The organism is Synechococcus sp. 65AY6A5 (genome assembly GCF_002760415.1).
Lineage (GTDB): Bacteria > Cyanobacteriota > Cyanobacteriia > Thermostichales > Thermostichaceae > Thermostichus.
On record NZ_AXUW01000001.1, the window covers coordinates 866,720 to 887,974 of the forward strand.

A 21,255-nucleotide genomic window follows, 5' to 3' on the forward strand; every position below is an offset into this window, starting at 1 on the left:
TCTGCAGAAACCTGCATAACCCACGTCGGGCCATGGTTCAACCTCCTTCCCCCTATTCTTCCAGTGGAGCTGGGGCCATCTCTCCCCTAGTTGCCCTACAGGCAACCTTGCAACAGATGCGGGAGCAGAGCGATGCCAATGCCCTCATTCAGCTCACGCTGGAGTATGTCAAGGCGGTGTTTGGGGCGCCGCTGATCTGGCTGGCCTTTTATGACTATCAAAATCACCAGTTGCTGGGTCAGGGAGGGTTTAGCCTTGTGGAGGAGCCAACTCTCTTGCGAGGGGTGCATCCCCTGCAGCCGGGGGAGATCTTGGAGCAGGTGGTGATCGAGCAGCGGCCCATCAGCGTGCCCGATCTTTCCCAGGAGCCGCGCATGGGCCTTTGGCAGCGGGAAGCCAGGCGCCTGGGCGGGATCCAAGGCTGCTTCATCTACCCCTTTTCAGCAGCAGGGCGGCGGCGCTGCCTGGGGATCCTGATGCTGGGATCCCAGATGTGGGGGGTTACCACCCGCGAGGAAGAGAAAGCGCTCCTGGGGATTTTGCTGGGCCAGTTGGCCGCCTCTTTGCAGGAGCTGGAAAATGCCTGGAGGCAGCAGAGCGAAAAACGCCTTGAGGATTCGCTCCTGAGGCTGGGAACGGCGATATGCCAGGCGGGATCCCTGCAGGAACGGGTCAGCCTGGTGAGGCAGGAGCTGCAGACTTGCCTGGGCGCCGTCCATATCCAGGTGTACTGGCACGAGCGCAGCCGGGGGCGGTTTGTTCCCCATGGAAGCGCCTCTAGACCCAGCCAGCCACCTACTCCTGCCCCCATGTCCAAAGAGGCCAAAGCAGGAGCAGCGTCGCCAGGAGATGGCGGCCTTTCGCTGCGGGAGTTGGGAGATATGTACTACACCCTCGCCGATGGCCAGGTGGTGGTAGGCGGCACAGGGACGACCCGCTCCGAGATCCCCCTCAAGCTGATGCAGCAGTTGCGGGCCCAGGCGGCCTTGGCCGCCCCCATCTTGCTGGAGAAAGATCTGCTGGGGTTCATTTGGGTGCAATCGGATGTGCCCCGCACCTGGCAAGCTGTGGAGCGCCAGTTGGTGGCCGCCGCCGCCAATGGGCTGGCCTTAGCCGCCCCCCTGGAAAATCTGGATCGCCGCATCCGCCAGTTGGCCGACGAGCAAGAGTTTGTGCAGCAGGTGGGCCGTTCGCTTTACAACCCGGCGGAGCTGCCGCAGGCTCTCCAGCAAGCCGTCGTCGGCCTGGGCCAGCGTCTGCAAGCCAGTGCGGTGGCCGTCCTGACAGTGGATCCCGATAGGCCGAACCCCCGCCTCTTCTCCGAGTACCGCAGCGAGGGCAAGCAGGCTCTGCCGCCGCAGTTCAGCTCCTTAAGCGAGCAAGACTGGCAGGATCTGCTGCGCAGCGAGGTGGTGGCGGCGGAAAACTACGACCAGGATCTGCGCCTGCTCTCCTGGCGGCAAGAACTGGCCCCTTTGGGGGTGCGCTCCCTCATGCTGACTCATACCGGCGCCAGCGGCACTGCCACCCCCGAAGGGCTGATCCTAGTGCTCCACCCGCGGCCAAGGGCTTGGAGCCGAGAAGAACGGCAACTGCTGCGCGGGACTGCCCAACAAGTGGGATTGCTCCTGCGGCAACTTCGGTCTCAGCAACGGCAGGAACGGCAAGAGCACTTGCTCAGCGGCCTGATCGCCACTTGTCTGACTTTGCAAAACCTGGCCACCCCTGAGGCTCTCTACGCCACCATCGCCCAACAGGCGGCCCAACTCCTCCAGATCCCTTTGGCGCTGGTGGTCAGTTGGCAGCCGGGGGAGAGCCGGGCCTGCTTGCAGCCGCCCTTTGCCGCTGCCCCCGAGTTCTGCCCCAGCGGCCCCACTGAGATCAATCGGCAGGATCCCTTGCTGGCCGCTGCGCTGCAGGCGAGGGGTCCCCTCCCGCTTGCCCAAGACCAGATCCCGGCTGCCAGCCGCGCCTGGTTAAACTCGGTGGGCCTGGGATCCTGGCTGCTGGTGCCCTTGGGGGAGACGGATCCCTCGCTGCCGGAGCCCCTGGGGGTTTTGATCCTGGGAGCAGAGGCGGACAGAGTCTGGGAGGCAGAGGAGCAGGCGGCTGTGACGTTGATGGCCCAAACCTGTGGCTGGACGCTGCGGCGCTTGCTTTGGGTGCAAACTTTGCAGGAGCGGCAGGAGGTGCTCAGCGAGTTGAATTGGTACAAGCACCGCCGCCTGCTGGATCTGCAAAATGCCCTGCTGGACGGCCTGCGCCGCCTTGGCCAAGTGCCGGGCATCCGGGGAGATGAGGCCACCCGCTGGCAAAAGGTGGTGGAAATCGGCAGGGAGCTGCGGGATCTGGCCGTCTTCGCCGAGCCGCTGTTGCAGACGGAAACGTGGCAGGTGCAGCCGCAGTTGCTGTCGGTGCCCCTAGCAACCTTGGTGCGCAAAAGCCTGCGCCGAGTGGAGGGCCTGACCCAAAAACGCAAGCTGTGGCCGCGCGCCCACGGCGACCTCAGCCTCGTCGTCCAGGGCGATGTCGGGCGATTGGAGATGATCCTCTGGGAAGTGCTGCTGGCCGCTGCCTTGCGCAGCCCGGAGGGGGGGCGGCTGGATCTGTGGAGCCAAGCCACAGAGGGCTATGCAGAGCTGCTGGTGGTGGATCAGGGCAGCTTCGATCCCCACCTGCTGACGGCCTTGCAATGGGATCCGCAACAGGTCATCTACGCCGATCCCCTCTTCCAATCGCCGCTCTCGGCGAGCCCCGGCCTGGAACTTGGCCTGTGCCAACGGCTACTGCAGCGGATGGGAGGGCAGCTCTCCTTCTATTCCTCTGGGGATGGGCGCTCCGTTGCCCGGCTGCTCCTGCCGCTGGCTGGCAAGGAACTGCGTCCCCCGGCCGTAGCCTCAGGGGGACAAGGCCCTCAGCAGCCAAAACAGGGGCAGCAGGGCCAGCGCCCCGCGATCTAGCTGCCGCAGGTGTAGGCGGTGCCAGCGCAAGGGGTGGTCGGGGCCGGTCAGCCCACGCGCCTGCATGGCCATGGCTGTCTGCTCTGCCCGCAGGAGCAGGTTTTCAAAAAAGCGCTCCACCAGAGCCAGCAGGGTTTGGATCCCGCCCCGGAAGCTGAGGGATCCCCAGCGGACATCGCGGGTGCGCACCGCCCGCACCAGGTTTTGCACCTCCTCCATCACCAGCGGCAGAAAGCGCAGCGCCAAGGTGAGAGTGAGGATCACCTCCGCAACTGGCCATCCCCAGCGTTTTAGAGGCTGCACCAGGTGGCCGATCCCCTCTGTGATCTCTTCTGGGGCTGTGGTCAGCAAAAACAAATTGGTGGCGTAGAGCAGCGTAAAGATGAGGGTGCCCAGCCGCAAAGCCACCGACAGGGAACGGCGGGACACCTGAAAGGTTCGCTCCCCTAGGGAAACCTGCAGCAAGCGGTAGCGGTAGGGAGTCGGCCAGGCACGGGTTTGCTCCCGCCAGGCCCGCTTGGCTGCTGCGCGGGATCCCTCTTCCACCCCCCCGTCATAGCCGGGGATGAGCCCATAGCCCACCACCTGCGCGTCCTGCCGCTGCGGCTGCGGGAAAACCCCCAACCCATCGGGAGCGAAGCTGGTGATCCCAAAAGTGAGCAGGCTGAGGGCTAACACCAGCGAGAGCTGGCCCGACCAGACCCGACGCGGCAGGCGGGCTGCCACCGTCAAGAACAACAGAACCGCCACCACGGCCAGGCGCCAGCCATTGCCAGCCAAAATTGGGCTGAGCAGAAAGCTGAGCAGCCAGGCCAGCTTCACGCGCGGATCGAGGCGGTGCAGCCAGGTGCGCGGCTCTTCCAGGTAGATTCCCAGCGGGGCATTGCGCAGAATATCCACTGCAGGCAAACGGGAGACAGGTTATCCCCCAAAAGGAGAACGGAAGCTGGCAGCAGGAAAGGCTTAGAGTCGCTCCACCAGACGGGTTGAGCCGGATTGGGCAGCGACCCATCCCCCTGGGGCCCCCTCTCGCTCAACGCGCAACCAGACAGGCACCTGTCCTTCGCCAGCCTGCACCTCTACCACCCGCAGCAAAGCTTGGCGCGGGGCGGCCCCGACGATAGCCCCAGTCAGGCTGGGCTGCTGGCGAATGTTAATGCCCTCATTGGCAATCACCCGCACCTGTCGCACACCCCGCCACTCGGCCAGAGGGCCGGTCAATTCAGGCTCAGGCGTGGGTTCTGGCTGGCCCGGAGCGTCGATGGCAACCGGCGGCTGCTCCAGTTGCACCTGGGGCTGCTCCAGCGGCGGCGCTGGCGGCGTGAACAGGCTCCTCAGCATCTGCCAGATCACCAGCAGGGAGAGGATGCCCACGCCGACCACTCCGGCCAAGCCGATGCCGAGGGGAATGGCAGGGCGCTCACCCCGACCACGGCGGGATCCCAGGCGGCTGCGGCGGTAACGCTCCACCTCCTGCGATCCCCACTCGTGGGCGTGTGGGATCCCTTCCTCGAAGGGGGGCTTGGCCGGCCCCTCGCCGCGCCGGTAGGCGGGCAAATCGGACATACGCGGGGGCTCTGGAGGAGGCGCTGTCCCTCCCCGCGGAAAGGGGGCGGGCGGGCGAGGCGATTCTTGTGTTTGCTCAGTTAGGCGTGGGCCACCCACCATAGCAGGCAAATGGGGTGCGGGGTGGAAAGATGGGGGAGATAGCGTCCCCGCCGGCGAGCTCTCGCGACTGGGCATCTCGTCCAGGTAAGCCTGAACCTGGGGGTTGTCGAAGTAAGCTTGCAAGGTTGCTTGGGCAGTTTCCAGGCCGCGAAACTCTGGGAACACCTCCTCTTGAAACCACCTTTCTGTGAAGCGGCACAGACCCGGCAGATGGTCAGGGGAGCCGGCGGAGTGTTCTTCGATAAACTGCAGGGCCTCTGTTTCTTGGCTGGAGCGCAGATGGTCAAGCGCCTCCTCGGTCTGCCCCAGCAACAGGCTGCAGATGGCCTGCTCCAGATGGACATCCTGCCGCTGGGCCAGGCGGGCCAAGTAGCCGCGGGCACGCCGCACCAAGGCCGGACGTTTTTCCAGATAGCCTGCTGCCAGCAACACCTGCACGGCCAAGTAGGCGGCCACCAGCGAGGGACGCTCGGCCTCTCGCTCAAACAGCTCCTGCTGTTCTTGGAGAGTAAGGTGACGGCGCACCCGCTGGATGAAGCGCAAGAAATCTTCTGTGCTGAGGCCAGAGCCATCCTGCCCACTTCCTTCAATGCCACCCCGCTCGTCCAGCATGGCTTTCAGGAGGGCAAGCCCTTGCTGCCGCGCCAGGACAGGATCGGCAAGCGCCTCTTTGCCGATTTGGGCGGGGGCGCTAGTCTCAAGGCTGAGGAGCTGCAAAATGCGGTAGGGACGCAGCTTGCCCAGATCAAGGCGGAGCTCTGCTTGCAGCTGCGGAAAAGCCTGATACTCCTCCAGCTCCGCCAGGCCCGCCTGCAGAGAGCGCGCCGCCTCTTCGTAGGATCCCTGTTGCCAGGCTTCCCGGCCCAGCTCCAACCGGGCAATGGCCCGCGCCAAAATGGCGTCAGAACGGGCAGGGTGGCCCTGCTCCAGCATCTGTTGAGCCAAATCTAAGGCCGCTTGGTACTCTCCGACTTCGCAATACAAACACAGCACTCCTGGCAAGAGGGGCTCTTCCACCGTCAGGGTGGGATCCGCCGGTGTCAGGTGTTCGTCGTAGTTTTGTCGCGCCTCTGGGTTAAGCAACACCGAGGCTGCCTCTTGAATAAGCTGAGCGCGAGCTTCCACGGCCTGCGGCGAAAACCCCAGCAGCCAAGAGCGCTCGCCCGGCTTGGGATCGAGCCGCTCTCGGTAGGCCTGCTCGATCTGATGCTCGTCCGCCCGTGGTGACAGCATCAAAACCCGGTAGTAGTCGAGGGGCACCCGCACCGTCATGGCTTTTGTCCGCTTTCCTGCTCGCGTCAAGGCGTCTTTGGACACCTGACCCCTATCGACTTAACTGTAGTCCTTTTCCTCGGCAAAAGGGATCCCCTCTTGCCTAGAGCCTACCAGTCCCAGCTCCCCGGCTCCCCCTTGAAGGGGCCTACGACCTTGGAGGTAATCCAGCCGCCGTAGAAATCTCCCGGCTGGGGCCGGACTCGTTCTCCATCCACCCGGCACTCCTGCACGCGGCCCGCATAAAAAGCGAGGTGGTCGCGGATGGGCCAAAACTCCGGGCTGGGATCCGGATAGCTCCAGGCGGCATCCACGGCCACCTGGGATCCAACTTGCACCGTCCAGTAGCGGGCAGATCCTTTGAACTCGCAGAAGGAGGTGCGGGCGCTGGGGCGGAGATACTCCAGCCGCACATCGGCGGGGGGGATGTAGTAGGTGGGCGGGTGGCTGGTTTCCAGGATGCGGTAGCAGCGGCAGCTGTGGGCGATGAGCTCGCCATTAAAGAAAACTTCCACCCGCTCGGCGGTTGGCTCCAGGCGGGGCGGGCGCGGGTAGTCCCAGACGGATTCTTGTCCGGGCCGGGGCGGGATGGGCCGGGGGCGCATGGGCAGTCTCCAAAACAGGACGGATGCACCTAGAGCAGGCGGGTGGCCTCTACCAGTTTGGCGTACTGCACCAGCAGCAGAGACTGGTGCTCCGGCAACACCTGAATCACCCCTTGCTGTTGCAGGCGGCCCAGCACCGCCGCCGCTACCTCCCGGCTGACCTGGCTGATATCGGCCAAATCCTGGAGGGGAGGGTAAACAATGCGCACGCCCTGCTCGGTTTTCTCGCCAAAGGCCTCTGCCAGTTGTACCAGCGCATGCACCACCCGCAGCGGGGGGCTTTGTCGATCCAGATCGGCCTGCAAATTGGCCAGGCGCAGGCGGCGGGAGAGGCTGCAAGCCAGGCGATAACACAGGTGCGGCTCCTGCAGCATCAGCGCCTTGAAGGTGGCCGCCGGGATCCCGGCCGCCCGCAGCGGGGTCAGGGCCAGCACATCCCGCGAGCGGGGGGCTTCGTCCAGCACCGCCATTTCCCCCACCCAAGCGCCCGGCCCGAGCAAAGCCAGGGTTTGGGCGCTGTCTTGTGTCCCTTCTGCTGTGCGAATCCCCACAGACCGCCGCACCTTGGCCCAGCCAGAGAGGATCAAATAAACGACGTTGCCCCAGGCATCCTGCATCAAGAGCGCCTGTCCTGCCGCAATATCCCGCAGCTTCACCTGGGATCCCAACCATTGCAGAGAGGCTGCTGAGAGTTGGGCCAGCGTCGGCACCGCCTTGAGCTCGGAGAGGAGGGCAGCAGAGACATCAGAATTCATGCCGGTTGACCCTAGCGCAAGCCCACTGTAGCCCAGTCGCCGGCTCAAGGGCTATCCTGCAGAGTGTTCGCCCTAGGTCGGGTCCCCTGCCCCAAAATCCGAGAGCTTGTAGCCGCTGCGGCCTCTGGAACCTTTGCAGCTGCCTTGAGTTTGGGGAGTGGGGGCCGAGCGGGAGGAACTCAAACTGCGCCATTATCGTCTAGCTAACAGAGGTTCTGCTTGGGAGGGGATCCCTCCGTCGTTGTCCTTCGATAATCTATGGGTACCTATGGATGCTGCCCTCAGCGACATCAGTGGCCAGCGCTGGTCGGTCTGGGTGAAGGACGTGCCTGTGCGGCCCGAAAAGCTCGCTGACGTGGATCTGGTGCTGCTCTGCCAGCAGGGATCCCGGCCCCACCGCGAGGCCTTCGCTGAGCTGATACGCCGTCACCAGGCCTATGTGGACAAGGTGCTCTACCACCTGGCCCCCGACTGGCCTGACCGGCACGACCTGGCCCAGGAAGTCTGGATCCGGGCCTACCGCCACCTAAAGCGGCTGCAGGAGCCGGCGAAGTTTCGCAGTTGGTTGGGGCGGATTGCCACCAACCTGTTCTATGACGAGCTGCGCAAGCGCAAACGGCAGCAGCAGCCCCTTTCTTTGGATGCCCCGATTTCGATGCGGGACAGTGAGGTGGAATGGGAGCTGCCCAGCGAGAGCCCTAGCCCCCATGAGCACCTCACCACCTGCGAGTTTTACGAGCAATTGCACCAAGCCGTCCGCGACCTGCCTCAGGTTTTTCGCCAGACAATCCTGCTGCGGGAAATTCAGGGGATGGCCTACGAGGAAATTGCCGAGATCACAGGAGTGTCTTTGGGCACCGTTAAGTCTCGCATTGCCCGCGCCCGCGCCCGCTTACAATCCACCCTAAAACCCTACCTCGATGGTGAATGACCATGGTTCGCGGCAACCTTAACCCCGACCGCGAGGACTCCCAGCCAGAACTGCCGCTGGTGGAGGAGCGCTTTGAACAGTTGAGCGCCTACCTGGATGGGGAATTGTCGCCCCAAGAGGCGCGGCAGGTGGAAGACTGGCTGGCCAGCGATCCCCAAGCGCGGCAACTGTACAGCCAACTGGCAGCCTTGCAGGCCGGCTTGGCCAACCTCAAGGCCCCAACTTTGGATCCTGGCCAAACAGAGCTGCTGATCAGCCGCGTGTTCGAGGAGCTGGACCGCAGGCCGGCGCTCGATCTGAGCTGGCGGCGGTGCAGGGGCACCCCTTGGGGACGGGTGGCAGCGGCTGGGGTGGCCTTGGCGGGAGCCGGCTGGGCGGGCTGGCGTTGGTCGCATCCCCAGCCGTTGGTGTCGCTAGAGGAGCCGCCGGTGCGGGTGGCCATCGTGCCTGCCTCTGCCCGGGTTGCCCAGCGCTATCTGTTCGAGCCGGGGCAAAAACAAGATGCCTACTCAATTTTGTTTGAGACAACGCCGAACCTCGGCGACGAGGTGAGCTGGGAATGATTCTGAGCAGGCTTGAGAAAGATTGAGGAGTGGAGGGTGGAAAAAGCAGTTCGCGGAGCTTGCGGTTTGGCAGTTTGCCTTTGGCTAGTTAGTCTGGGATCCTTGTCGGCCCAGGCTGACCCCAGTGGCAGCCATTTCGCAGCGCCGCAGGACTCACGTCCTTATCCCCATGCCCTGGAGCCCACCAACCTGCCCTCACCCAGATCCCGTCTCACCCAACCGCTGGCCGGCTCTCAGGCTTCCACCCCCGCCCAAAACCAACCGGCCTCTCCCGAGATAGAGCTATCGCCTTTTCCCGATTTCCCCCTCCTTAAGGAGTTGGATCCGCCCCTCCCCACCTTGGCCGACCTGGGCATCCATTGGGATCGCCTGGCTCTGCTGCCCGACCTCGAGCTGGCCGAGGAAATGGATAGGGAGTTCAGCCGCCGCTTGGCCCGCCTGAACCGGCAGATTGCCAACCAACAAGAGCGCCTCTACCGCCTGTTGCAAACCTGGGACTCTGACGAGGCCGATATCCGTCAAATTCAGGCCCAACTGAGCCAGTTGCGCACAGAACGGGATCGCCTGGCGCTGGAACACCTGTTGCTGCTGCGGCAGTTGCAAGAGAACTTCGCCCTGCCTCTACCGGCCCGCTCTGCCGCCAGCTCTCCCTGAGGTGGGCCCAAGTTATGATCGGCAGAGGGCAACCACTGACGGAGCTGAGCGATGGCCCAAGTGCCCAGCAACCCAGAGATCGAGCAGTTGGCCGCTGCCATTGGCGAGGAAGTTTACATCGATGTAGCCCGCTGGCACCTCTACCTGCGGGATGCCCATCTGCACACCCTCTTGGCAGAACAACTGGCCCCCCAGGTGAGGGCAGGCAAGGTGGATGAGGACGCGGTCACGGAGATCTTGCAACGGATCCCGGTAAAAGTGGGGGGTGGGCGCAAAGAATTGCCCCTGGCGGATCTGTTGCCGATGCAAAGCCTGCTGAACTTGTTGGATGTGCTGGAGGAGTTCAGCCGCAAATGGGCTCAGTAGAGGGGGAGAAAGCATTGCAGCATCAGCTCAATCGGCTCAAGCAGTCTAGGCGGTCGCTGCCTCCAGCCGGCACCTGGCTCAGGGCCGCTGGTTTTGCCTTGCTGCTGGGGCTGTTGTCGGCCTGTCAGGGAACCGAGTGGGGAGAGCGGCTGCAAAGAGCGGTGCGACCGGTGGGCCTGCCTCCCCCTCTCTCCGCCGACCGACCGGAGACGCCCACGCCTCTGCCGGGATCCCGCTCCCCCTCTGCTCCTGCCACCCCCCCTGCTTCCTTCACGCCCCCGCCCAGCCAGGTCAGCAGCCGTTTCACGGATCTGGAGCCCGGATCCCTGGTGGCCCGTGCTGTCTCTGATCTGGATCGGCTGGGTGTCTTTGCCGATATTGTTGGCAGTGAGTTTCAGCCGCAGCGTAGCGTTCGTCGCGGCGAATTTGCCCGCTGGTTGGTGCTGGCCAACAACGCCATTCACGCCGACCAGCCCAGCCGCCAAATCCGTTTGGGATCCGCTGGCGAGCGCCCCTTGTTTTTGGATGTGCCGGAGGAGGATCCCAACTTTCGCTACATCCAGGCCCTGGGAGCTGCCGGCCTGGTGGTCGGCGATGCCAACCGCGAGTTCCGCCCCAACAGCCTGCTGTCGCGGGCAGAGCTGATCCGCATGAAGGCACCTCTGGATTTGCCGCCCGGCCAGATCAAGGGATCCCGAGCAGAGCTGGAGGAGCGTTGGGGCTTTACCGATGCGGCCCAGATCCCCGACGAGGCCGTTGCCCCCCTGGTGGCGGATCGCAGCCTGGAGAATGCCTCCACGGTGTTGCGCACCTTCGGCCCCATCCGCACGTTTAACCCCTTTGAGCCGGTCAGCCGCGGGGAAGCGGCGATTGCCCTTTCGGCCTTTGGGGAGCGAACGGCTCAGGAAGCTGCCTTGCCAACCCCAACTCCCGCAGCCGAGCCCCCCGACCCTGAGCCTTCTCCTCCTGTTGCCGAGCCAGACCAGACCCCTTCCCCTCCTCCCACCCCTGAGGGCGACCCCTCTCCCAGCGCCACTGGCAACTCTAAACCTCCAGCCGTCACCCCAGGGGCAGGGGAAATTGTGACGCCGCGCGAGCCTCAGCCCTAAATTGAGGGCGATCCCAGCGTAGAAGCGGAGAGGGCCGCAGCGCTTAACCCCCTCTCCTGCTTCGCCCCCCTGAGGCTGGATTGCAAAAGGACCAACCCCCTGGCTGCTCTTGTTGTTGGCGGCGGAAAAATGCTAACTCTCTTGCTGCTCCACAGGGCAAGCTCCTCCCCGCCTATAAAATGGGAGAAGCCAACTTGGAAAATCGACAGGGATCCCGTCTGTGTCTGCGACTGTTCCCGAAATTCGCTCGGAAGACCTGCTGCGCTACACCGTAATCGGGTCGCGGCGGCCCAGCGTCTACTTTTGGGCGGTGGCGCTGACAGGGGGTGGGCTGGGCTTTACCCTGGCGGGTCTTTCCAGCTATTTCCACCGCAACTTGCTCCCCTTTTCCGATCCCGCCAGCCTGGTGTTCATTCCCCAGGGCATTGCCATGCTCTTCTACGGCGTGCTCGGATCCCTGGCGGGGCTGTATCAATGGCTGAGCCTGTACTGGAACCTGGGGGGCGGCTACAACGAGTTCGACCGCCGCACCCAGAAGATAACCCTGGTGCGGCAGGGCTTTCCGGGCAAAAACCGCGAGGTGCGCCTAGAATACGACTTTGCCGAGGTGCAAAGCCTGCGGGTGGAGCTGCGAGAGGGCTTCAACCCTCGCCGCGCCATCTACTTGCGCATAAAAGGACGCGGCGACATCCCCCTCACCGGCGTCGGCCAGCCCCCTCCCCTGGCCGAGATCGAAAACCAAGCCGCTGAGATCGCCCGCTTTCTCAATGTCAGCCTAGAAGGTATTTGAGATTCTGTTTGGTTGTGGACGGCTGCTGGTCAGGGATCCCAGGAATTGAGATAGCCCAGAAACCGTCTCAACAACATCGGGTCAATTGTCCCAGTAAATTTCCCCTTCCGAAGGGAGAAGGGCTGGGGGTAAGGGAGCCGTGCCTTGCGGCGCCCTTGAGGAAGGTCTAGGAACCGCGGCTAGGCAAAGCTGCAGATCCTGCAACGGCCAGAGAAGGGCTGGCCGACCCTGGAGCAAAAGCCTGGGCTGTCGGGAACCCCAAAAACGGGCTTTGCTCCACCGCCTGAGTGGAGAGGGTAAATAGAGGATTGGAGAGGATGCCAGCGAAGATGGTGGCCACCAGCGTCACCACCATGCCCACCCGCAAAGCCGGCATGCCCTCGGCCTGCCAGTCGGTTGGGGGGTAGTTTTGCACCGAAAGCGACATCTCCTGCGGCTCTTTTACCACCATGGTTTTCACCACCCGCACGTAGTAGTAGATGGAGATGACGCTAGTCACCAGGCCCACCAGCACCAGCGTGTATTCTCCTGCCTGCCAGCCGGCCCAGAAGAGATAGAGCTTGCCGAAAAAGCCGGCCAGCGGCGGCAACCCGCCCAGGGAGAGCAGACAAATGCTCAGGCAAAGGGTGAGAAAGGGATCCTTCTGATAGAGGCCGCTGTACTCGTTGATTTCGTCGGTGCCAGTCTTGAGGCTGAAGAGGGTGACACACAGAAAAGCCCCTAGGTTCATGGCCAAATAGACCATCAGGTAAAAAATCAAGCTGGCATAGCCCGCTTCGGTGCCCGCCACCAAACCGATCAAGACAAAGCCCGCCTGCCCAATAGAAGAATAGGCCAGCAGTCGTTTGAGGCGGGTTTGGGCAATCGCCACCACATTCCCCAGCACCATGGTCAAAATGGCCAGCACCGAGAGCACCGCCCGCCACTCTTCTGTCATCGCCGGAAAGACGGTGGCCAAAAAGCGAATGGCCAGGGCAAAGCCTGCCGCCTTGGATCCCACCGACAAGAAGGCCACCACCGGCGTTGGGGATCCCTCATAGACATCAGGAGTCCACTGGTGGAAAGGCACCGCCGCCAGCTTAAAGCCAATGCCGCCCAGGCAGAACACCAAAGCGAGGATCCCCACCAGCCCGGCATTGGCCAGGTAGGGCGCAATAGCCGCCAACTGGGTCTGCCCCCCCGACAGGCCATAAAGCAGCGACATGCCGTAGAGGAAGATAGCGGTGCTGCTGGCCCCCGTCAACAGATACTTCAGGGCCGCCTCGGAAGAACGCGGATCCCGCTTGGTGTAGCCGGCCATCAGGTAGCTGGCGATGCCCAGCGTTTCCAAGGAGACGAACACCATGATGAGATCCGTCGCCCCGGCGAGGAACATGCCCCCCAAGGTGGCCGTGAGGAGCAGCACATAGAACTCGCCCGTGGGCGCGCCTGCCTGGAGGAAGTAGCGCTCCGCCATCATCACCGTCAGGGCTGCCGTCGCCACCACCAGGCCGCGGAAGAGAATGCTCACCGGATCCGCGGCAAAGCTGCCCAAGAAGCTCTCCAACTGGGGCTGCTGCCATTGCAACACCAAGGTCACCAAGGCCCCAAGCAAACCAAAGAGGGAGAGGGCCGGAAGACTTTTGCGCGCCGCCGACCCACCCACCAAATCCACCACCAGGACGATCAACAGCGTGAGGGTAACCACCACCTCCGGCCAAATGGCGCCGGCATGCAGGTTTCCGGTTGGGGCGAAGACATCCATAGGGGAAGACTATGAAGAGAGATTAACGGGATCCAAAGCCAGCATACCGCGATTTCCGGCCTCCCTAGCTTGCTTCTGGCATTTCTTCTCCCAATTGTCTCCATCGACACTTCCTGGTTTCAAGAAAGCTTGGCGCTGGAGGTGAGCACCAATCGTAGGCGAGCGTGGATGAGGCTTAAGTCGGCCAAGCCCAGGTCGATCTCGCCGTCGATGACGATCCCGGTGTTGATCAGCCGATCCAACAGTTCCAGCAGGGATCCCTCGCCGTGGGGTTGGCCGGGGTAGTAGTCCCCCTGGCGGGGCAAGAGAGAGCCCAGATCCCCCAGATCTAGGTTGAGCTCTGCCGGGTCGATCTCCAGCAGGGCGCAGAGTTGCCGAATTTGCTGCCGCAGGGCCTGGAGGCTGCTGCCGGCCCGCTCGATTTGCTCGGCAGAAAGGCGGTTGGCCTCCATCTGTCGCACCACTTGCGCTTCCATCAACTGCCGCAGCAGCTCCACCAAGGTCAGCACCAGCGAGGCCAAACCGGCTTCCGGGCGTTTCCGGCCAGGGGTGAGCCGGGCCCGGCTCAAGTCTTCCGGGCTGGCCGGGCTGATAGCAAGGCGGGGGGAAGGAGCAGCCAACCACTGCTCAAAGGGCTGGAAGAGCTGTTCCAGGCTAAGCAAATGGAGGTGGGGATCCCGCGCCGCCTCTTGCCGCTCTTCGGGCAGGTTGTAGCCCCAGGCAGCCAAAAACAAGAGCACCTGCTCCAGGTCCGGCACCCTTTGCACCTGGCGCAGCGTCTGCAGGCGATCCTCGACAAACCAGAGTTCCTCAGGCGCTACCTGGGTCGCTGCTAGCAGCCGCCGGAGGGTGGTGGCCTTGGGGGCGCGCACCTCCTTGCCCAGGATACGGTGGCGCGGCAGTTGGATCCCTTCGCGGAGCAAAAGCTGCTGGATAAACCGCCCCTCCTTGGTGCTGAGAATGGCCAGGCGGGGCTCGCCAGCAGCCTGGATCTGGCGCATCCAAGCCGCCACTCCCGGATAAAAGCGGTGCAGCCCCAGCCAGCCCTGCAGATCTTCTTCGATCCAGCGATCCCGCACCTCATCCAGCCTTTGGGCTAAAGCCTGCTCGGAGATCCCCGCTCCCTGCAACAACCGCTGCCGCCAGCCGGGCCAGTCTTGGCGCAAAGCGTCTTCGGGGATCCCTTGCTGCAGCCCCCACAGCAGCAGGGGCATCTCCCAGCCGGTCTCGATCAGCGGGCGCAGGCGGTCGAAGGCAGGGCGCAACGACTCCAACTGGGCAGGAGCAAGGCCCCACACCTGGGCGCAGACCCGACAGGAAGAGGCAAAATACTCCGCCCGCCCGTCGCAGAGCACACCATCAAAATCCAGAGCCAAAATGCGGGGGGACATTCGCCGGGGCCTAGCGAACTCCATACCTGAGTCCCCCATAGAGCAAGTTGCAAAAATGGGGCCAGAGGCCAAGTTAATTTAACCAAACTGTTTTGCCGGATTGGCCCAACCTAGTTCGATTCCGAGATGCGAACAGACTTGATCTCCACCGGCTTGAGGGGACGATCCTGCGGGCCGGTGGGTGCAGTAGCAATTTTATCCAACACGTCCTCCCCCTCGATTAGTTGCCCAAAGATGGTGTAGTTGGGCGGCAGGGGATAGTCGGCATGCATGATAAAAAACTGGCTGCCGTTGGTGTTGGGGCCGGCATTGGCCATGGCCAAGGTTCCTCGCGTGTAGGGGCGCTGCACCGGCTCATCGGGAAAGCGGTACCCCGGCCCGCCTCGCCCCGTGCCGGTGGGATCCCCGCCCTGAATCATGAAGCCCCGAATGACACGGTGAAAGATGACGCCATCGTAGAAGTGATCCCGGGCCAAAAAGACAAAATTGTTGACGGCAAGGGGAGCTTCCTGCGGGAACAGCTCCAAAACCATCGTGCCGGCGGTGGTCTCCAGCGTGGCCGTGTAGGACTTGGCCGGGTCGATCACCATGGGGGGAGGACTGTTGTAGGTTTTCACGGTTTTGCCCAACTGTTGTGCCAGGAGCAAATCGTAAGAAGAATGCGGGCGGGCCAGAGCCGAAACAACGCCGGATCCCACCCAAAGCAGCACTGCCAGCAAAGCCAGCTTGAACAGGTGGGTGATGCCAGAGGGCACGCGCACGTTTCTTGCCAGAAAGCTCCGCCCCTATCCTACCAGGATCCGTCCGGCCTTACTCATCCCCCGACCGGAATGGGGGTTTGGCCCGCCGCACCAGCCAGTAGCTAACGGAGAGGGCTAGCGTTGCCGCTGCCAGCCCAATGAGATCTAGACCCCCCAGCTTCTCAAAATCAAAAATAATGATCTTGCGCGCCACCGCGATCAAAGAGGTAACAATCACCAGCTCCACCTGCACCACCTGCTTTTGCAAGTAGGCGGTAATGTTCTCCAGAATCTCCAGCGCGATCAGGATATTCAAAAAAAGGCCGAAAATCTCGATCAAAGTAGTGGAGAAAAACCCGGTTGGCTCCCGCAGCAGATCGGCCACCAGGAAGCGGGCCAAATCCACCACGGCCACCACAATCAGGCCGATCATCAAGATGGAAAGCAGCTTCGAGATCAGGCTTTCGATGCGGGTGATGGCCCGCAAAAAGGGATCCTCCTCTTCGGTTTCGTGAGGATTGTGCAACAGCCACTTGAGAAACCGCATCGACAACCCTTCCCCCCTGCGTCCGGGATCCCATTATCTGCCCTAACCGTTAGCTGGAAGAGATCCCTTGGGGCGACGGTTGCGACACCGCTCAGAACAGTATTTCACCTCTGACCAACAGTCGGCCCACTTCTTGCGCCAGGTGAAGGGCCTGCCGCAGGTGAGACAGATTTTGCTGGGCAAATCCGACTTTTTTCGGTGGCGGGGCATAGCGCGCTAGAAACGACAACTCTTGAATTAACCCCAATGCCCTAGCCTGTGTTCTGCAACTGCAGGGCTTGCGGCCGGGAACGGCTGCGCAAAGCAGCCTCGATCAGCCCCAAAAAGAGGGGATGGGGACGGTTGGGGCGGGAGCGAAACTCGGGATGGAATTGGGTGGCGATGAAAAAGGGGTGGCTGGGCAGCTCGATAATTTCCACCAGGCGGTTATCGGGCGAGACACCACTAATCACGTAGCCGGACTCGAGGAATAGGCTGCGGTAGGCGTTGTTGAACTCATAGCGATGGCGGTGGCGCTCATAGACAATTGACTCACCGTAGAGCTTGGCCGCCAGGGTGTCGGGCAGAATGCGGCAGGGGTAGAGGCCCAGGCGTAGGGTTCCCCCCAAATGTTCCACATCTTTTTGCTCTGGCAACAGGCTGATGACGGGGTGGGGGGTGTCGGGATCGAACTCATAGCTGTTGGCCCGCTCCAGGCCGGCAATGTTGCATCCCCAGTCGATCACCGCACACTGCATGCCCAGGCACAGCCCCAGAAAGGGAATGCCCCGCTCGCGCACGTAGCGAATGGTGGCCACCTTGCCCTCGATGCCGCGGCTGCCAAACCCACCCGGCACCACCACGCCGTCTACATCGGCCAGCAGGGCTTCTGGCCCCTGCTCCTCGACTTCCTCAGAAGAGATCCAGCGCAAAGTAACGCCGGCATTGAGAGCCAGGCCCGCATGGCGCAGGGCTTCCGCTACCGAGAGGTAGGCGTCGGTAAGGCGCACGTATTTGCCGACAATGGCGATCTCCACTTGCTCTTGAGGGTGGTGCAGCCGCTGCACCAGGAGCTCCCACTCGCGCAGATCCGGCTGCTGCGGCTCCAGGTTGAGGATCTGCAAAACCCGCTGCGCCAACCCTTCCTGCTCCAGCACCAAGGGCACATCGTAGATGCTGGGGGCATCCTGGGCCTGGATAACACATTCCACCGGCACGTCGCAAAACTCGGAGATCTTCTCCTTGATGCTGCGGGGCAAGGGCTGCTCGCAGCGGCACACCAACACATCTGGCTGAATCCCAATCGAGCGCAGCTCCTTGACTGAGTGCTGAGTGGGCTTGGTTTTCATTTCCCCCGCCGCCTTGATGAGAGGCACCAGGGTAACATGCACATAGGCCACATTGGCCCGGCCCACATCTTTGCGAAATTGGCGGATGGCCTCCAAAAAGGGCAGAGACTCGATATCCCCCACCGTGCCCCCCACCTCCACCAGCACCACGTCGGGGTTGGTCTCGCGGGCCACCCGCCGGATGCGCTCTTTGATCTCCTGGGTAACATGGGGGATCACCTGCACCGTGCTGCCTTGGTAATCCCCCCGCCGCTCTTTGTAGATCACCGCCTGGTAGATGGCGCCGGTGGTGACGTTGTTGAGCTTGGACATGTTGGTGTCGGTGAAGCGCTCGTAGTGGCCCAAGTCCAAGTCTGTCTCGGCGCCATCGTCGGTGACGAACACTTCCCCATGCTGGTAGGGGCTCATGGTGCCGGGATCCACATTGATGTAGGGATCCAGCTTCAAAATCGACACGGTGTAGTTGCGGGACTTGAGCAGACGCCCCAAGCTGGCTGCCACGATCCCCTTGCCAATGCTGGAGACGACTCCGCCGGTGATGAAGACAAACTTGGCCATACCCCCGATCCCTTGCCCTCTTCTGATTATGCCAGGGATCCCAGGGCTTCCTTAGGGCCGAGAGCGGATGGGGCCGTTGTAGAGGATGGTGGTCTGGAAGGTGCGCCGATCCACCCGCACCTGGGTTTCGATGCTGGGCTGGACGAAGCCGGGCTCGCCGCCGCGGAAGGTGAAGATCCAGGCATCTTCCAACTCTTCAAAGGGCGCGTCGATGGCCGCCCCGTGCATGGCAGCTTCGGCGCGGTAGCGCTGCAAGCCCCCGTTGGCAATTTCAGCCGCTTGGCGGGCCAAGTTCTTGGCCCGGTTGAGATCGCGGAAGTAGCGGCTGATTTCCTCAAAAGTCCCCGTCGGCAGCGGCCTTGGCCGGGGGGGTGTGGGCGGCACAGGCCGCGGATCTGGCACAATCGGCAGAGTGGGAATATCCTGGCTAGGGGGCAGCGGCTCGACTGGAATCGGGGTTCTGGCAGGTTCTGGAAAAAGGGGGGTGACCACCTGCGCCTGGGCAGAAGGCAGGAATCCCCAGATTACAACGCCGCCCAGGCAGAGACGGAAAATGGACTTCATAGAGCCATGCCGATGTGAATTTTTCAATCCCCACTCTACTGAGCCTCTAGTTAGGAAAGTAGAGGCAAAAGCCCGGACTCTTTTTCCACCAGCAGCTAGGCACGTGGGTTGTCTGCGCAACCGGCTTTGTCCTCCCCTGGCGCCTGTTAGCATCCTGAAACGGGATCCTGTCTGCAGACGTTGCCATGGAGTTTGTTACACTTGCCAAGACGGGGCTCCGGCTGAGCCGCGTGGGGTTGGGCACCTGGAGCATGACCGGGGATTGGTGGGGGCCAGCGGATCCCCAGGAAGCGTATGCCACCCTCCGCAAGGCTATTGACCTGGGCATTACGCTCTTTGACACGGCTCCGGCCTATGGCCGCGGCCTTTCGGAAGAGCTTTTGGGACGGGCCATCCGGGATGCCGGCTGCCGGGATCGAGTGGCGATCGCCACCAAGGCCGGCCTGCAGTGGACTAACAGCAAGGTGGTGCGCAACTGCAGCCTAAGTTGGCTAGCTCAGGATCTGGAAAACTCCCTTCGCCGCCTGCAAACCGACGTGATCGACATCTACCAGGTGCATTGGCCGGATCCCTTGGAGCCGCTGGAGGAGACAGCTGCCTTTTTCGGCCGCCTACTCCAGGAAGGCAAGATCCGCGCCATTGGGGTGAGCAACTTTTCTCCAGAGCAGATGGAGCGCTTCCGCCAGGTGGCTGTATTCTCCCTGATCACGATAGTTGGGACTTTCGTATCTGAGATGACACTTTTGCCGGGGTTGAGTGCCTAAACTGACTCGATAACCCTAGTAATTCTAATGATGCCGGTACTTTCAGAACTTGCCCGCAGCCAGGGTATTGATTATTTCCTGATCTCATTTACGGATTTGTTTGGCACGCAGCGCTCCAAGTTGGTGCCTGCTTCAGCAATTGACCGCATGGCCGATGGGCAGGCAGGTTTTGCGGGATTTGCTACGTGGTTGGATTTGACCCCTGCGGATGCGGATGTGTTTGCCCAGCCGGATCGCCAGCGCCTATTCCAATTACCTTGGCAACCAGAGGTGGGGTGGATGCCTGCGGATTTGATTCAGGCCAACGGGGAGCCTTTGGAACAAACGCCACGCTGGGTGCTGAAAAAGGTGTTGGCGCAGGCAGAACGCCTGGGTTTCCGGGTCAAGACGGGGGTGGAATGTGAGTTTATGCTCCTATCCCCTACGGAGTGGGCCATTTCCGATGGGCAGGATTGCCAAGCCAAGCCGTGCTACGACCAGCAAAGCCTGATGCGTCGTTTTGCGGTGATTCGGGGTATCTGCGATGGGATGCAAAAGCTGGGTTGGCATCCCTACCAGAGCGACCACGAGGATGCTAACGGGCAGTTTGAAATGAATTGGTTATTTGACGATGCGCTGGTTACCGCCGACCGTCATGCCTTTTTCAAATACATGGTGAAAAGCATTGCGGAACGGCACGGCTATCGGGCGACGTTCATGCCCAAGCCATTTCCCCATCTGACGGGCAATGGTTGCCATACCCATCTGTCGGTTTGGGATGTGACCGGGACAACCAATTTGTTTGCCGATGCCAAAGGGGAACTGGGTCTCTCGTCGCTGGCGTATTACTTTATCGGCGGGGTGCTGTACCATGCTCCGGCGTTGTGTGCCCTGACCAACCCGACGGTGAATTCCTATCGCCGTCTCCATGCGCCGCCTACGGCTTCGGGGGCCACCTGGGCACCTGCCACGATTAGCTACAGCGGCAACAACCGCACCCACCTGATTCGCATCCCTGAGCCGGGTCGGTTTGAGTTGCGTTTGGCTGATGGTGCGGCTAACCCCTATCTCCTGGCGGCGGGTCTGATTGCAGCGGGGCTGGATGGGATTTGTCACCAGCGTCACCCTGGTACTCGTTGCGACAACAATACCTACACCGACCCGATTCCCGGATTGCCGACTCTGCCTACGTCCCTAATAGAAGCGCTGGAACATTTGGATCGCAGTGCCATGTTTCGGGCGGCTTTGGGGGATGCTTTCGTTGATGCTTACGTGAAGTTGAAAAAACAGCAATGGCAGGAGTACAGCCGCCAGATTACTCCCTGGGAACGAGAAACAACCCTGGACTGCTAAAGGGTTGCCTAGGATACGATGGCAACGGCAATGTTTGTCTAAAATTACCGGGGAATATGTTGACTCCAAGGGGCTTTTATGGCGGGTATGTCAGCCAATCGTACTGTGGAAGCGTGGCCATGTGATCCCCACCGTCTGATTCCAGCAGAAGTGCTCAAGCAACTCCATGTGCGCTCCGACCGGGCGGGATGGGTGCAATTACTGATGCACCTAGCAGTTATGGGGGTCAGTGGGAGTCTGTGGTGGACCCAGATGGGATGGCGCTGGTGGGTTGCCCTGCCTGCGTTGGTGGTTTACGGAACCAGTTTGGCGACCATGTTTGCGGCGTTGCACGAATGCGTCCATCGCACGGCTTTTGCCAGCCCCAAAATCAACGACGGTGTTGCTTGGTTTGCAGGGTTGCTGTCGTTTTATAACAGTACCTTTTACCGCTACTACCACACGTGGCATCATCGCTACACGCAAATTCCCGGCAAGGACCCGGAGCTAGAGGATGGCAAGCCCCAGAATTGGCGGCAGTATCTGCTGGAACTCAGTGGTATTCCCTGGTGGATCGGCAAGCTCAAGACGTACTTTTACCTGGCGACAGGACAACTGCAGCGATACCCTTACGT

Annotated in this window: 21 protein-coding genes; 11 read left to right on the top strand and 10 right to left on the bottom strand. The window is 62.1% G+C overall.

Annotated features, from left to right (window positions below; genetic code table 11):
* Window positions 1-32: 32 nt before the first annotated feature.
* Complete coding sequence (locus tag SYN65AY6A5_RS04060; RefSeq protein ID WP_099812101.1) at window positions 33-2,960, top strand: GAF domain-containing protein; 2,928 nt, start codon at window positions 33-35, stop codon at window positions 2,958-2,960.
* Here the strand turns inward: SYN65AY6A5_RS04060 and SYN65AY6A5_RS04065 are convergent.
* The 4 genes from SYN65AY6A5_RS04065 to SYN65AY6A5_RS04080 all read right to left on the bottom strand — a co-directional run bounded on the left by SYN65AY6A5_RS04065 (window position 2,898) and on the right by SYN65AY6A5_RS04080 (window position 7,260).
* A complete protein-coding gene (locus SYN65AY6A5_RS04065; protein ID WP_011430339.1) occupies window positions 2,898-3,860 on the bottom strand; it encodes a CbiQ family ECF transporter T component in 963 nt (320 codons plus the stop codon). The two genes, SYN65AY6A5_RS04060 and SYN65AY6A5_RS04065, sit on opposite strands and share 63 nt — an antisense overlap.
* 63 nt (window positions 3,861-3,923) lie before the next feature.
* Complete coding sequence (locus SYN65AY6A5_RS04070; RefSeq protein WP_228375202.1) at window positions 3,924-5,945, bottom strand: SH3 domain-containing protein; 2,022 nt, start codon at window positions 5,943-5,945, stop codon at window positions 3,924-3,926.
* Window positions 5,946-6,010: 65 nt separating this feature from the next.
* Window positions 6,011-6,505: a DUF427 domain-containing protein gene (locus tag SYN65AY6A5_RS04075; RefSeq protein WP_011430337.1), complete on the bottom strand. Its 495-nt coding sequence runs from the start codon at window positions 6,503-6,505 to the stop codon at window positions 6,011-6,013.
* 29 nt (window positions 6,506-6,534) lie between these two features.
* Window positions 6,535-7,260, bottom strand: coding sequence for a Crp/Fnr family transcriptional regulator (locus SYN65AY6A5_RS04080; protein ID WP_099812102.1), 726 nt, complete (start codon window positions 7,258-7,260; stop codon window positions 6,535-6,537).
* A 268-nt stretch (window positions 7,261-7,528) separates the two neighbouring features.
* On the opposite strand from SYN65AY6A5_RS04080, the gene SYN65AY6A5_RS04085 reads away from it, so the two are divergent.
* From SYN65AY6A5_RS04085 to SYN65AY6A5_RS04110, 6 genes are all read left to right on the top strand, one after another.
* Window positions 7,529-8,191: a sigma-70 family RNA polymerase sigma factor gene (locus SYN65AY6A5_RS04085; protein WP_011430335.1), complete on the top strand. Its 663-nt coding sequence runs from the start codon at window positions 7,529-7,531 to the stop codon at window positions 8,189-8,191.
* Between the two features lie 2 nt (window positions 8,192-8,193).
* Entirely contained in the window at window positions 8,194-8,754 is a 561-nt protein-coding gene (locus SYN65AY6A5_RS04090) for a zf-HC2 domain-containing protein (RefSeq protein ID WP_083759162.1), read from the top strand.
* Between the two features lie 66 nt (window positions 8,755-8,820).
* Window positions 8,821-9,408 carry a hypothetical protein gene (locus tag SYN65AY6A5_RS04095; protein ID WP_228375200.1) on the top strand — a complete coding sequence of 196 codons (588 nt, stop codon included), beginning with the start codon at window positions 8,821-8,823 and terminating at the stop codon, window positions 9,406-9,408.
* Window positions 9,409-9,459: 51 nt separating this feature from the next.
* The gene (locus SYN65AY6A5_RS04100) at window positions 9,460-9,774 is read left to right on the top strand and encodes a DUF3181 family protein (protein ID WP_011430332.1); all 315 of its coding nucleotides are present in this window, start codon (window positions 9,460-9,462) and stop codon (window positions 9,772-9,774) included.
* Window positions 9,762-10,883, top strand: a complete 1,122-nt coding sequence (locus SYN65AY6A5_RS04105) for an S-layer homology domain-containing protein (protein ID WP_099883948.1) — start codon at window positions 9,762-9,764, stop codon at window positions 10,881-10,883. The genes SYN65AY6A5_RS04100 and SYN65AY6A5_RS04105 overlap by 13 nt, the downstream gene beginning before the upstream one ends.
* Window positions 10,884-11,103: 220 nt before the next feature.
* Window positions 11,104-11,673, top strand: a complete 570-nt coding sequence (locus tag SYN65AY6A5_RS04110; RefSeq protein WP_099812104.1) for a photosystem I assembly protein Ycf4 — start codon at window positions 11,104-11,106, stop codon at window positions 11,671-11,673.
* A 166-nt stretch (window positions 11,674-11,839) separates the two neighbouring features.
* Here SYN65AY6A5_RS04110 and SYN65AY6A5_RS04115 read toward each other — a convergent pair whose 3' ends face one another.
* The 4 genes from SYN65AY6A5_RS04115 to SYN65AY6A5_RS04130 all read right to left on the bottom strand — a co-directional run bounded on the left by SYN65AY6A5_RS04115 (window position 11,840) and on the right by SYN65AY6A5_RS04130 (window position 16,095).
* Entirely contained in the window at window positions 11,840-13,417 is a 1,578-nt protein-coding gene (locus tag SYN65AY6A5_RS04115; RefSeq protein WP_011430329.1) for an NAD(P)H-quinone oxidoreductase subunit N, read from the bottom strand.
* Between the two features lie 119 nt (window positions 13,418-13,536).
* Window positions 13,537-14,808 (bottom strand): gas vesicle protein GvpJ, encoded by a 1,272-nt coding sequence (gene gvpJ / locus SYN65AY6A5_RS14115; protein WP_228375199.1) that lies wholly within the window; start codon window positions 14,806-14,808, stop codon window positions 13,537-13,539.
* A gap of 110 nt (window positions 14,809-14,918) precedes the next feature.
* A complete protein-coding gene (locus SYN65AY6A5_RS04125; protein WP_011430327.1) occupies window positions 14,919-15,398 on the bottom strand; it encodes a peptidylprolyl isomerase in 480 nt (159 codons plus the stop codon).
* Between the two features lie 220 nt (window positions 15,399-15,618).
* Window positions 15,619-16,095, bottom strand: a complete 477-nt coding sequence (locus SYN65AY6A5_RS04130; protein WP_011430326.1) for a phosphate-starvation-inducible PsiE family protein — start codon at window positions 16,093-16,095, stop codon at window positions 15,619-15,621.
* 67 nt (window positions 16,096-16,162) lie between these two features.
* Here SYN65AY6A5_RS04130 and SYN65AY6A5_RS14745 point away from each other — a divergent pair, with 67 nt between their 5' ends.
* Window positions 16,163-16,315 carry a hypothetical protein gene (locus tag SYN65AY6A5_RS14745; protein ID WP_011430325.1) on the top strand — a complete coding sequence of 51 codons (153 nt, stop codon included), beginning with the start codon at window positions 16,163-16,165 and terminating at the stop codon, window positions 16,313-16,315.
* A 31-nt stretch (window positions 16,316-16,346) separates the two neighbouring features.
* Here SYN65AY6A5_RS14745 and SYN65AY6A5_RS04140 read toward each other — a convergent pair whose 3' ends face one another.
* Complete coding sequence (locus tag SYN65AY6A5_RS04140) at window positions 16,347-17,981, bottom strand: CTP synthase (protein ID WP_099883950.1); 1,635 nt, start codon at window positions 17,979-17,981, stop codon at window positions 16,347-16,349.
* Between the two features lie 51 nt (window positions 17,982-18,032).
* A complete protein-coding gene (locus SYN65AY6A5_RS04145; protein WP_041438337.1) occupies window positions 18,033-18,545 on the bottom strand; it encodes a hypothetical protein in 513 nt (170 codons plus the stop codon).
* 185 nt (window positions 18,546-18,730) lie between these two features.
* On the opposite strand from SYN65AY6A5_RS04145, the gene SYN65AY6A5_RS04150 reads away from it, so the two are divergent.
* The 3 genes from SYN65AY6A5_RS04150 to SYN65AY6A5_RS04160 form a co-directional block, all read left to right on the top strand.
* On the top strand, window positions 18,731-19,309 hold the full coding sequence (locus SYN65AY6A5_RS04150) for an aldo/keto reductase (protein WP_240530978.1): 579 nt from the start codon (window positions 18,731-18,733) through the stop codon (window positions 19,307-19,309).
* Between the two features lie 30 nt (window positions 19,310-19,339).
* Window positions 19,340-20,641 carry a type III glutamate--ammonia ligase gene (gene glnT / locus SYN65AY6A5_RS04155; protein WP_206336886.1) on the top strand — a complete coding sequence of 434 codons (1,302 nt, stop codon included), beginning with the start codon at window positions 19,340-19,342 and terminating at the stop codon, window positions 20,639-20,641.
* An 87-nt stretch (window positions 20,642-20,728) separates the two neighbouring features.
* The coding region (locus SYN65AY6A5_RS04160) for a fatty acid desaturase (protein WP_206336962.1) at window positions 20,729-21,255 on the top strand (527 nt) is incomplete at its 3' end.

Excerpts from the sequence above, each read along its gene's own strand:
- SYN65AY6A5_RS04060 (WP_099812101.1), top strand. The coding sequence starts at position 33 with ATGGTTCAACCTCCTTCCCCCTATTCTTCCAGTGGAGCTGGGGCCATC.
- SYN65AY6A5_RS04075 (WP_011430337.1), bottom strand. The coding sequence starts at position 6,505 with ATGCGCCCCCGGCCCATCCCGCCCCGGCCCGGACAAGAATCCGTCTGG.
- SYN65AY6A5_RS04080 (WP_099812102.1), bottom strand. The coding sequence starts at position 7,260 with ATGAATTCTGATGTCTCTGCTGCCCTCCTCTCCGAGCTCAAGGCGGTG.
- SYN65AY6A5_RS04085 (WP_011430335.1), top strand. The coding sequence starts at position 7,529 with ATGGATGCTGCCCTCAGCGACATCAGTGGCCAGCGCTGGTCGGTCTGG.
- SYN65AY6A5_RS04090 (WP_083759162.1), top strand. The coding sequence starts at position 8,194 with ATGGTTCGCGGCAACCTTAACCCCGACCGCGAGGACTCCCAGCCAGAA.
- SYN65AY6A5_RS04100 (WP_011430332.1), top strand. The coding sequence starts at position 9,460 with ATGGCCCAAGTGCCCAGCAACCCAGAGATCGAGCAGTTGGCCGCTGCC.
- SYN65AY6A5_RS04105 (WP_099883948.1), top strand. The coding sequence starts at position 9,762 with ATGGGCTCAGTAGAGGGGGAGAAAGCATTGCAGCATCAGCTCAATCGG.
- SYN65AY6A5_RS04115 (WP_011430329.1), bottom strand. The coding sequence starts at position 13,417 with ATGGATGTCTTCGCCCCAACCGGAAACCTGCATGCCGGCGCCATTTGG.
- gvpJ (WP_228375199.1), bottom strand. The coding sequence starts at position 14,808 with ATGTCCCCCCGCATTTTGGCTCTGGATTTTGATGGTGTGCTCTGCGAC.
- SYN65AY6A5_RS04125 (WP_011430327.1), bottom strand. The coding sequence starts at position 15,398 with ATGGTGATCGACCCGGCCAAGTCCTACACGGCCACGCTGGAGACCACC.
- SYN65AY6A5_RS04130 (WP_011430326.1), bottom strand. The coding sequence starts at position 16,095 with ATGCGGTTTCTCAAGTGGCTGTTGCACAATCCTCACGAAACCGAAGAG.
- SYN65AY6A5_RS04140 (WP_099883950.1), bottom strand. The coding sequence starts at position 17,981 with ATGGCCAAGTTTGTCTTCATCACCGGCGGAGTCGTCTCCAGCATTGGC.
- SYN65AY6A5_RS04145 (WP_041438337.1), bottom strand. The coding sequence starts at position 18,545 with ATGAAGTCCATTTTCCGTCTCTGCCTGGGCGGCGTTGTAATCTGGGGA.
- SYN65AY6A5_RS04150 (WP_240530978.1), top strand. The coding sequence starts at position 18,731 with ATGGAGTTTGTTACACTTGCCAAGACGGGGCTCCGGCTGAGCCGCGTG.
- glnT (WP_206336886.1), top strand. The coding sequence starts at position 19,340 with ATGCCGGTACTTTCAGAACTTGCCCGCAGCCAGGGTATTGATTATTTC.